Annotated in this window: 10 protein-coding genes and 1 pseudogene; 8 read left to right on the top strand and 3 right to left on the bottom strand. The window is 63.8% G+C overall.

Annotation, left to right across the window (positions count from 1 at the left end; translation table 11 throughout):
• The 3 genes and pseudogenes from E1809_RS26890 to E1809_RS22490 form a co-directional block, all read left to right on the top strand.
• A pseudogene (locus E1809_RS26890) lies at positions 1–298 on the top strand (hypothetical protein); the annotation flags it as partial.
• A gap of 43 nt (positions 299–341) precedes the next feature.
• Positions 342–1,211, top strand: a complete 870-nt coding sequence (locus tag E1809_RS22495; protein ID WP_133206477.1) for a substrate-binding periplasmic protein — start codon at positions 342–344, stop codon at positions 1,209–1,211.
• A 138-nt stretch (positions 1,212–1,349) separates the two neighbouring features.
• Positions 1,350–1,778, top strand: a complete 429-nt coding sequence (locus E1809_RS22490; protein ID WP_133206476.1) for a universal stress protein — start codon at positions 1,350–1,352, stop codon at positions 1,776–1,778.
• Here the strand turns inward: E1809_RS22490 and E1809_RS22485 are convergent.
• The 3 genes from E1809_RS22485 to E1809_RS22475 all read right to left on the bottom strand — a co-directional run bounded on the left by E1809_RS22485 (position 1,775) and on the right by E1809_RS22475 (position 5,175).
• Positions 1,775–2,890 carry an MFS transporter gene (locus tag E1809_RS22485; RefSeq protein WP_133206475.1) on the bottom strand — a complete coding sequence of 372 codons (1,116 nt, stop codon included), beginning with the start codon at positions 2,888–2,890 and terminating at the stop codon, positions 1,775–1,777. The two genes, E1809_RS22490 and E1809_RS22485, sit on opposite strands and share 4 nt — an antisense overlap.
• A gap of 147 nt (positions 2,891–3,037) precedes the next feature.
• A complete protein-coding gene (locus E1809_RS22480; protein ID WP_133206474.1) occupies positions 3,038–4,144 on the bottom strand; it encodes a proline racemase family protein in 1,107 nt (368 codons plus the stop codon).
• A gap of 47 nt (positions 4,145–4,191) precedes the next feature.
• Complete coding sequence (locus E1809_RS22475) at positions 4,192–5,175, bottom strand: Ldh family oxidoreductase (RefSeq protein WP_133206473.1); 984 nt, start codon at positions 5,173–5,175, stop codon at positions 4,192–4,194.
• 230 nt (positions 5,176–5,405) lie between these two features.
• Here E1809_RS22475 and E1809_RS22470 point away from each other — a divergent pair, with 230 nt between their 5' ends.
• The 5 genes from E1809_RS22470 (at position 5,406) to E1809_RS22450 (ending at position 10,402) form a co-directional block, all read left to right on the top strand.
• The gene (locus tag E1809_RS22470; RefSeq protein ID WP_205754305.1) at positions 5,406–5,933 is read left to right on the top strand and encodes a HutD/Ves family protein; all 528 of its coding nucleotides are present in this window, start codon (positions 5,406–5,408) and stop codon (positions 5,931–5,933) included.
• Positions 5,934–6,038: 105 nt separating this feature from the next.
• On the top strand, positions 6,039–6,950 hold the full coding sequence (locus E1809_RS22465) for a proline dehydrogenase family protein (protein ID WP_165962458.1): 912 nt from the start codon (positions 6,039–6,041) through the stop codon (positions 6,948–6,950).
• An 83-nt stretch (positions 6,951–7,033) separates the two neighbouring features.
• On the top strand, positions 7,034–8,680 hold the full coding sequence (pruA, locus tag E1809_RS22460; RefSeq protein WP_133206470.1) for an L-glutamate gamma-semialdehyde dehydrogenase: 1,647 nt from the start codon (positions 7,034–7,036) through the stop codon (positions 8,678–8,680).
• Positions 8,681–8,771: 91 nt separating this feature from the next.
• Positions 8,772–9,560: an IclR family transcriptional regulator gene (locus tag E1809_RS22455; RefSeq protein ID WP_133206469.1), complete on the top strand. Its 789-nt coding sequence runs from the start codon at positions 8,772–8,774 to the stop codon at positions 9,558–9,560.
• 101 nt (positions 9,561–9,661) lie between these two features.
• Entirely contained in the window at positions 9,662–10,402 is a 741-nt protein-coding gene (locus E1809_RS22450) for a GntR family transcriptional regulator (protein WP_133206468.1), read from the top strand.
• Positions 10,403–10,427 lie beyond the last annotated feature (25 nt).

Here is a 10,427-nt window from a genome sequence, read left to right as displayed (position 1 = left end):
CACCTCCGGACTGTCCGGCTTCACCGGATTCCGCATCATCATCCTCCCCCAAGCCCTGCGCATCTCCACCCCGCCCCTGGCAGGACTCGCCGTCCTCGTCTTCCAAGGCAGCGCCCTCGCCTTCGTCATCGCCGTGCCCGAACTCATGTCCAAAGCCTTCGAAATCGGCTCCATCACCTTCCAATACCTCTCCGTCTACCTCCTCACCTCCATCCTCTACGGCACCCTCACCCTCCTCTTCCTCGCCCTCGTCAAACTCCTCGAACAACGCCTCAACCGCCACCTCCAACGCAACTAAAACACCCCCACATCTCCAACACCACAGCAAAGAAAGAAGAACCATGTCACGCACTCCCCGCGTCCTCGTGCGCGCGCTTTCAGCCGGCACCGCCGCCGGCCTGCTCGCGCTCTCCCTCGCAGCCTGCGGAGGCACCGACAGTGCCAGCAGCAATTCCAGCTGCAAACCCGCCCACGACGGCCTCAAAACCCTCACACAAGGCCAACTCACCGTGGCCAGCTACGACTACGCACCAGCCACAACCCTGACCCCCGACGGCGGCGTCACGGGTACCGAAGGTGACCTGATCGGCGAGATCGCCAAGCTCGAATGCCTCCAGGTCACCGTCAGCTCCTCCGGCGGTGCCGGTGCGGTCATCCCCTCCGTGCAGTCCAAGCGCGTCGACATCGGCTCGGGTGACTGGCTGCGCACCAAGGCACGCTCGAGCATCGTGTACATGAGCACCCCTCTGTGGAACGACCCCCAGGCGATCATCTCCACCAAGGGCCTCACGAGTGACGACCTCGCGGGCAAGAAGGTCGGCTCGGTCGCCGGCAACCTTTACAACAACAGCCTGCAGAACTGGCTCGGCGACAACTTCAAGATCTACCAGGACGACGAGTCCATCTACGCGGACCTCAAGGCAGGACGCATCGACGCCATCGTGGCATCCGCCGCATCAGCCAAGGGCCGTTTCAAGACCGCGCCCATCGACGGCGCGAAGGTGATCGACGTCAAACCGAACCCGCATGTCCCTGAATTCGCCTCGGTGGGCCAAGTCATGTTGCCCTCGAGCCTCGACGACCAGGCCCTCGGCAAGGCGATCGACGACGACATCATGAAGCTCCGCGCGGACGGCACCATCAAGAAGATCCTCGAAAAGTACGGACTCGACCCGGCGGTCGGCGAGCCGGGTGCGCCCAGCGAACTGTAATAGGAGCACCACCTGAACAAGGGCGGCGCCAAGGGCGGCGCCGGATATCCTGTCCGGCGCCGCCCTTCCGCTACCCGACGGGCGCCGTACGCGCCCTTGGCACTCAAGTAAAACGAAACAAAGCAAGGGAGCAAGGACATGAGCGGAACCGTTGTTGTAGGCGTTGACGGCAGCCCCACAGCACGAAAAGCGGCGGAAACCGCGAGAGATCTCGCCACGGCACTCGGCGCGACCCTCCATGTGGTTTCGGCGTTTGATAGCGACCGTTCGGACGTGTTCGGTACCGGCAGCAACAAATGGCTCGTGTCAGACGCCGACAAGGCCGAACAAGTAGCAAGGACCGTCGCCGATACCCTCGGCGGGAACATCAACATCACCTATGCGGCAGCCGGCGGCAGGCCGGCCGATGCCATCATCAGGGAGGCAAACCAAAAGGAAGCCCGCCTTATTGTGGTGGGCAACCGGAGGATGCGAGGCATCGGACGCGTCCTGGGCAGCGTGGCCAACAGTGTGGCCCATAACGCGCCCTGCGACGTCTACATCGCCAACACCTACGACGCAGACTAAGCCTCAGCGTCCGTCGCGGGCGGGGACCTGGGATAGGCGAACATCACTGCTGCCGAGACGATCCAAATGATCCCCAAAGTACTCAGGGACAAGGCCCCGCCCAAACCGGTGGCGGCGGCAGCGAGCATGGCACCGCCGGCCGATGCGCTCGTGCGCAAACCGGCACTGACGGTGAAAACCTGGGACTTGAGCCGCGGAGTACTGTGCCGGTCGCGCAGACGGAGCATCGCCGTCGTCGTTGAAGCCGTAAAGACGCCGGACAGTCCGATGGTGACGAAAACCCAAGGCATGCCGAGGTCAAAGGCGGCGCTGATTGTCAGCAATCCTGTTGCCACAAAACCTGCCGTCATGGTGCGGTCAGGACGCCCGCGGCTGGGCCGCAAGGTCTCCCAGAGGGCGCCGATCAGGCTGCCGACAGCGAAGGCTGTCACCAGACCGGCACCTTCGCGCGGTGACCCCACCCGTTCAACGGAAAGTGCGACGACGGCAATCGCCAAACCGCCTTGGCCCACCTGGGTCAGTGTCGAGGAGGCCGTCACGATCGCGAGGGGTCGGTGCGCGAAAATCCTTCGAAATCCCGCTTTGACAACCTGCCATGGCGGCTCTGATGAATGGTGGTGGGCACGCCCCTTGATGGCACCGGCAAATGAAGTGCCGGCAAGACAGATTCCCGCCAAAGCGAAGAGGGCGGCCTGCGCGGAAAGAAACGCCGCAATCAGGGCAACAAGCGCGGGGCCGGCCACTGCTGAGACGTTGTAAGAGAGCGCATCGTAGGCGAATGCCCGCCGTCCGTCCGGAATCGTATCAGCGACGAAGCTGGACAATCCGCCCATGTAAAAGGGCGAAGCTGCGCCCGCGAAAGCCATCAGGGTTATCACGGCGGGCAGCGGCAGTTGGTTCAGATTGGCGGCCGCAAGGAAGGCCAGGGCCGTGAGTAGTCCTGAAGCCGCGACGAGTATCGCGGGGCGACGCGCCATGTCGAGTGCTGCCCCGACTGCCGGAGCTGCAACCACGCTAGGGCCAAGGAATGCCGCCACCAAGCCACCCCCGACAGCCACATTATGGGTCTGGTCGATCGCCAGGATGGGAAGTGCGACGAGGGAACCGGCCATCGCCGTTCTTTGCGGTATAGAGGCAGCCAGATAGCCGAACGCACTCAACTGTTTAATACCTTTCAAGAAAGTAACGGCGCCTGCCACCACTGTGAAGTGGTGGCAGGCGCCGTCGTGGGACTGCTGCGGACGACTTTCGCCTGTAGCCTAGCTGGCTGTTTCAGCTGCAGCGAAGGCGGGTGCGCCTTGTTCCTGCTCTTGCGGGGCCCAGATGTCGCCCACGGTGAAGCCGTTGGGGAACGGGTCGTCGTGATCCAGGACCCAGGTGCTGAAGCCGGTTATCCACGCCTGGCCGCTGAGCGTCGGGACTACTCCGACGTGGTCGTGGATCGTCACTTCTTCCACCAGTTCGCCGGTGTAGACGTTGCCGAGGATGCCTTCATGGCGGAAGGGCTGGTTCAGTGCGAGTTGGCCCTTGGCGTGCAGGGTTGCCATCTTTGCGCACGTTCCGGTCCCGCAGGGGCACCGATCGACGCCGCCGGTCCACGTGGCGGGATTGTCGAAGTCCACCGGGCCACTGGCGACGGTAACGGCGTTCTTGCGGTCCGCGTTGGGGTTGTTGGTGAGCCCGGAAAGCTGGGAGATGGTGATGCCGATGCCGGGATAGTCCGGATGCGATACAGGCAGCTGGTCCTGGGCTGCGCGGAGGATCAGGGACGAGATACGCGTGATGTCACGCCCCTGCTCCGGGACAAGATCCAGCCCTTCGAACTGGCTGACATCCGCGATGACATAGAACATGCCGCCCCACGCGACGTCGACGGTCACCTGGCCGAGCTCGGGAACGTCGATCGCGGTGTCAAGATAAACGGCATACGCGGGGACGTTCTTGAACTTGACCTGCTTAACCTTGCCGTCCTTGCATTCGGCCTCGATGGCGATGAGGCCGGCAGGCGCTTCCAGGTTGAATTTGGTGATGGGCTCCTCCATGGGAATCATTCCGGTTTCCAGGAGGACCGTAGCGACGGCGATAGTGTTGCCGCCGCTCATGACCGGGTATTCCACCTGCTCCATGATGATGAAGCCGGCGACGGCGTCCGGATGCTTCGGGGGCACGATCAGGTTGCAGCACAACGGCGGATATCCGCGGGGTTCGCGGAGCATGAGCTTGCGGAGCTGGTCGTCGTTTTCCTCGAGCCATTTCATTTGCTCGTAAACCGTGTCGCCGGGGATGTGCGGCACGCCGCCGGTGATGACGCGCATGGGTTCACCGGAGTGGGTCTCCACGGATTGGATCATTCGTTTGAAGGACATTGGCTTCGCCTGGATTCTCTGTTGGGGAAGTGGTGGTTGGAGGTGGGTTACTTGGCGCCGTGGGCTTCTGCGGCGCGCAAACGGTCCAGGAGGCCGTCGTCGATAGTGACCTCCTCGGGGAGCTTGGTGTTTTCAAGGGCCGGGAGCCGGACCTGGTGCTCGCCCTGCAGGGTTTCGAGCTGTTTCGTGAGGCGTTCTACAGATCCTGAGAAGATGCCGGGATCGATGCACAGCAGGAACACTCCAATGCCCGGCGATGTTGCCCCGTGATCGAATGGGGCGGCATCCATCGAGAAGTTGGCCCCGGAGAGCGTCGCCAGAATCTCGACGAGCAATGCGATGTTTCCGCCACGGTGGCCACCAAAAGGCAGGAGCGTGCCGTGGAGGGCTTGTTCCGCGTCTTGGGTGGGTTGCCCGTCAGGACCAAGGGCCCACCCGGCCGGAATGGGATCGCCCGCCTCGGCGGCCCGCCTGATATTGACGAACGCCGTGGATGAAGAGGCCTGGTCGATCACTACCGGGAGCTTGCCGGGCCGCGGGATGCCATATGCCAGCGGATTTGTGCCAAGGATCGGCTTGGGCGCTCCACCCAGCGACATGAGGGAAGGGCTGTTTGCAGAGGCCAGGGCCACAATTCCCTGCCCGGCCAGGCGGCGGGGGTAGTAGCCGAGTTCGCCGCAAGTGTATGACCCGCGGATCCACAAGGCCGCGATGCCGGACTCCCGGGTGGCCTGCAGCAGTTCTTCCAAGGCGTCTTCGAAGGCGACTTGGGCCAGTCCGTTGCGGGCATCGACGTCGACGACGGCTCCCGCGGCGCGCCGAACGGCGGGCTGGGCGTCCGCGACAATGCGGCCTGTCCGGTAACCATCAAGGTAGTCGAACAGGTGGGCGACGCCGACGGCGCGGTTGCCCACGAGCTCCGCTTCAACGGTGGCACTGGCCAGGACCTGGGCGGCCTGCCCATCGGCGCCAGCGGCCAGCAGCGCACGCTCGCACAGGGCAGCCAATTCCTCGCTGCGAATGGTGGTCATCAGGGATTAGTCCTTTCAACGAGCGGGCGTCGGTGCCAGCCGGGGAGCGCAGCCATTGGACAGGCTGCGCCGTCTCCAAAGATTGTGGTCTGATCACCATAACTTGCGATATGTGATCACACAAGAGTTTGCTTATTCATGGTCTCGTTCCATGCTCCCCCTACAAATGAAGGAAGCAAGTGCCAAAACCATCAGGTTTCAAAGTTGTCCATCCAGCCCGGCTCTCCCGAATGAGATGGGCCAACGGTGGCGGTGCCACGCGCGAGATCGGCATCGGATTCAGGGATGCGCCGCATACCGCCGGGTACGCCTGGCGGCTCAGCCTGGCCGAGTTGACCCGGGCCGCGGACTTCTCCCTGCTACCCGGAATCGACCGCATCTTCACGCTTGCCAGCCCCGGACCGCTGACCCTCAGCATCAACGGCGTCCAGCGCACGCTCGAACTGGGCCAGGCCGTCGAATTCACGGGAGAGGCGAAAGTCCAGGTCGCGTTGCTCACGGCAGGCCCGCAGCTAGGCCTGAACCTCATGACCCATCGCTCCATTTCCGCCGGGGCGGTGTTGACAGCACGACGGAACGGAAGGCTGCAACTGGACCCGAGGGCCGGCGTCGTTGCCGCCACCGTCTTGGCCGGACGGGCAACCTTGACCGGAGATCGGAGGCTGACGGATCTGGCTACGCTCATCCTCGGTTCGGAAGTGGAGGAACTTCACGCCGAGGACTGCCTCCTCGCCGTCACAACCATCCACTCGGATTAACTGCAGCGGCCGGATTCGCTCAGACCTTGTGTGATTTGTGATCACAAGATAATGTGGTGTGAACAACACTCGGAAGAGGGTTGGGCCACAGAAGGAAGTGCACCAATGCCTAACAGACTTCTGCTGCATGTCGCAGAGAACAAGCAACTTGAAGCGATCGCCACCCGCAACCGCTTCACCCGTCCCATCGTCGACCGATATGTCGCCGGGAACGGACTCGAAGACGCCTGGGCAGCAACCGCAGAACTCAACAAGGCCGGCATCGACGTCAGCCTTGATCTCCTGGGCGAGTCGGTCCACCACCTGGCCCAGTCCAAAGCGGCAACCCAGGAATACCAAGGCGCCATCGAGAACATCCAGAACCGCGCCCCGGGCTCCACGGTATCGGTCAAGCTGTCCCAACTGGGCATCATGATCGATCCCCAGGAATGCGCCAACAACCTCAAGGCGCTCCTGGATGCCGCGGCAACCCACGGAGCAACCGTGGAAGTCGACATGGAGCACAGTTCCGTCGGCCGGGAAACGCTTGCGATCTACAAGAGCATCCTCCCTGACCACCCGAACACGCGGGTGGCCATCCAAGCCAACATGCGCCAGACCCCCGAGGACCTGGCATCCTTCACGGATATCAAGCCGCGGATCCGCCTCGTCAAGGGCGCCTTTGACGAATCATCAGCGGCAGCCCTGCGCAACGCCGACGAAGTGACCGAGCAATACAAGTTCCTCTCGCGATGGGCACTCCAGCACCTGCCGGACCCTGCATTCGGAACCCATGACGACTCGTGCGTGGACGTCGTCAAGAAAGCCGCGGCCGAACTCGGCGTGGACAAGCGATCCTTCGAATTCCAGATGCTTTACGGGGTCCGGCGGAAATTGCAGGACCAACTGGTCAGGGAAGGGTACCGGGTGCGCGTATACCTCCCCTACGGCACGCAGTGGTACCCGTACCTCATGCGCCGGATGGCCGAAAAGCCCGCCAACCTCCTGCTTTTCCTGAGGTCGCTGATCGGAAGCTAGCCGAAATCCGACAACCCCTGAGAAACCCACTGAACCAACCCGTCGCCCCCGCTTCGGAAAACCCACGAGGAGAAAACCGGATCATGTCCGCCCAATCTGTCAGCGTAACTGGCAACTTCAAAGTCCCCACGCCCTACAACGAGCCGTCGCGGGAATTCCGTCCGGGTTCGCCGGAGGCCGCGTCCGTCAAGAAGGCGATCGCGGAGGTCACCTCCAGTGTCCGCGACCTCCCCCACGTCATCAACGGCGAACGTTCCATGACCGGCGAACTGCGCAACGTCGTCGCGCCCCACCGCCACTCCCAGGTATTGGGCCGCATTCCCACCGCCGATGAAACCGTCATCCAGGCCGCCATCGACGCGGCCCTCGCCGCCCAGCACGACTGGTCCCGTACCCCTTGGTGGGAGCGCGCCGCGATTTTCCTCCGTGCAGGGGACCTCGCTGCCGGCAAGTACCGCGATGAACTCGTGGCCACCACCATGCTCGGCCAGTCCAAGACTTTCCACCAGGCAGAAATCGACGCCGCGAGCGAAGTGGCGGACTTCTTCCGCTACAACGCCCACCTGGCGCAGCAGATCTTCAGCGACCAGCCCGCGGCCCTGCAGGGCGAAGGCAACACCCTGGACCAGCGCGGACTCGAAGGCTTCGTCCTGGCAATCACCCCCTTCAACTTCACCGCCATCGCCAGCAACCTGCCCACCACCGCCGCCTTGATGGGCAACGTGGTGGTCTGGAAGCCTTCAGAAAAGTCCGCGCTCAGCAACGACGTCCTGATGCGCATGTTCGAAGAAGCAGGCCTGCCCCCGGGCGTCATCAACCTCATCCACGGTTCCGGCCGCGCCATTTCCGATTACGCGATGGCGCACCCGGACTTCGCCGGACTGAACTTCACCGGCTCCACCGACGTGTTCCGCAGCCTCTGGAAGAAGACCGGCGAACACATCGACCAGTACCGCTCCTTCCCCCGCCTCGTCGGGGAAACCGGCGGAAAGAACGCCGTCGTGGCCCACCCCAGCGCCGACACCGGCGCAGTCCGGGCCTCCCTGATCCGCAGCGCCTTCGAGTACTCGGGCCAGAAGTGCTCCGCCGCATCCCGCACCTACCTGCCGCGCAGCGTCTGGAACGTGATCAAGGATGAACTCATCGAAACCACCAAGTCCCTGCGCGTGGGCGACGTCGTTGAACACGAAACCTTCACCGGCGCCGTCATCGACGAGACCTCGCTCCGCAAGCTCGAAGCTGCCATCGAGAAGGCCAAGGGTTTGGAAAGCCACACCCTCCTGGCCGGCGGCAACGTCCACCCGGAGGAAGGGTGGTTCGTCGAGCCCACCATCTTCGAAACCACGGACCCGCACGCCTTCACCATGAGCGAGGAATTCTTCGGCCCGCTCCTCACCGTCTATGTCTATGAAGACAACGAATGGGAATCCGTGCTGGATCTCGTGGACCAAACCAGCAACTACGCCCTCACCCTGTCCATCTTCGCCAACGACCGCCGCGCGATCTCGCTCGCCCTGGACAAGCTGCGCAATGCCTCGGGCATGACTTACGTCAACGACAAGCCCACTGGTGCGCTCATGGGTCAGGTCTCCTTCGGCGGCGGCCGCGCGTCCGGCACGAACGACAAGACAGGCTCCCGCCTTGCCCTGCAGCGTTGGCTGAGCGGCCGGTTCATCCACGAGAACTTCTCGCCGTCGTCGGAATGGCGCCAGCCCTACCTCGCCCAGTAGGCAGCACGTGAAGCAGCCGCCGCCTGACCACTCCAGGCGGCGGCTGCCACCCTCTCACCGGTTTGTTCCACGCTTCGGAAAGCCACCCCTCATGAAAAAGCGAATCCTCCCCAAAAAAGCCTCCTCGACCGCCTTGTCCGACTTCCCGAAGCGGCGCGACGAGCGCGGCACGGCGATGTCCATCCTGCTCCTGTTCGCGAGGCACCGAAGCCTCAGCAGCCAGCAGATCGCCGGGCTCCTTCGGCTCCCGGCTTCCACTGTCTACCGGCACCTCGAGACGCTGCTCCAAGCCGGGTTCGTGGTGGAGAGCCAGTCCATGGGCCGCTACGCCGCCGGACCGGAAGTGGTGCGGTTGGCCGACAACTACCGCGAAGAGGCCTTGGCACAGGGCGTCGTCTCCCACCGGCTCGAACAACTTTCCAAGGAAACCGGAGAGCTGGCCGCCTACCTGGTCCAAAGCAGCCGGGAAGTCCTGTGCGTCGAGTCGGTCGAAAGCATCCATATCCTCAGCTGCAGCTACGCGGCCGGCCGGTCCCGCCCCCTGCTTAACGGCGCGAGCGCGCGGGCCATCCTCGCCCACCTCCCGGAAGAAGAGATCAACGAGATCCTTGCCGGCCATTTCCTCGCCCCCGCGGAGGAAACCATCATCCGGACCGACCTGGAAGAGATCAGGGCCCGCGGTTTCGCCACCAGTTCCGGCGCCCTGGCTCCGGGCGTCTGGGGCGTCAGCGCCCCCGTCTTCGGCGAAACGGGGCTCGCCGGCGTCGTCACCACCATGGTTCCGCTCGACCGCGCCGCAACAGACGCGGAACGGAACCGCTTCATCACTTTCACCCGCCAAGCCGCCCAGGACCTCAGCCGGGTCGGCGCGAGCGCCTGATGCTTCCGCTGGCTGACGGAATTCCGACGGCGGTGCCTCACCGTGGTGCCTCACCGAGCCGCCGGAGGCAAAACACGTCCGGCTCGCCTAGGATCGATTCCATGGCAAGAAACGCCGACGCCGACGAACGGCAAGAGACCACACCCTCCGCACCGGGCAAGCAGGCCGAACCATCCCTCGGCCTTGCGATTACGCCCACCCTCGTTGCAGACCAGGTCTACAACGCGCTGCGCACGGCAATCCTCACAGGGGAACTGGCAGGCGGGTCGCCACTGCGGGTCCGGGATATCGCCGCGATGGTGGGCACCAGCGTCATGCCGGTCCGCGAGGCTATCCGGCGCCTCGAAGAAACAGGACTTGCCACGCGGGTCGCCGCGCATCGGGGAGCCGTGGTCCGCGAGTTCACAGTCACCGAACTGATCCACATCTACGACGTCCGCGCTACCCTCGAAGCCGAAGCCGCCCGCCTCGGGGCAGCCAAAGTCACCGACGCCGATATCGCGCGCATGGAAGCCGCATGCTCCCGAATGCAAAAAGCAGTGGCCGAGCGCCGGGTATGGGACGCGCTCGACGACGACGAAGACCTCCTCCGCACGCTGTACAAGGCCGGCGGAAACCCCGTCCTTGTGGACGTCATCGAAAACCTGTGGCTCCAATGCCGACCCTATAAGGTCATCGGCGCCACCGAAGCCATTGATCACAACGACGCCAGTCTCTGGACACCGCAGCCCGCGCTCTTGGAAGCGTCCCGGGCGCGCGACGTCAAAGCCGCCACCAAACTAACAAAGCAGTCCCTTGCAAGCGCCCGCTCCCGGCTGGAAAAACGGCTCGAGCAGCACTAAGCACCACCCGCCGTCGTAACGCAAC

Source organism: Arthrobacter terricola (genome assembly GCF_004354015.1).
Taxonomy (GTDB): domain Bacteria; phylum Actinomycetota; class Actinomycetes; order Actinomycetales; family Micrococcaceae; genus Arthrobacter; species Arthrobacter terricola.
This window is presented reverse-complemented; position numbering and strand designations above follow the sequence as displayed.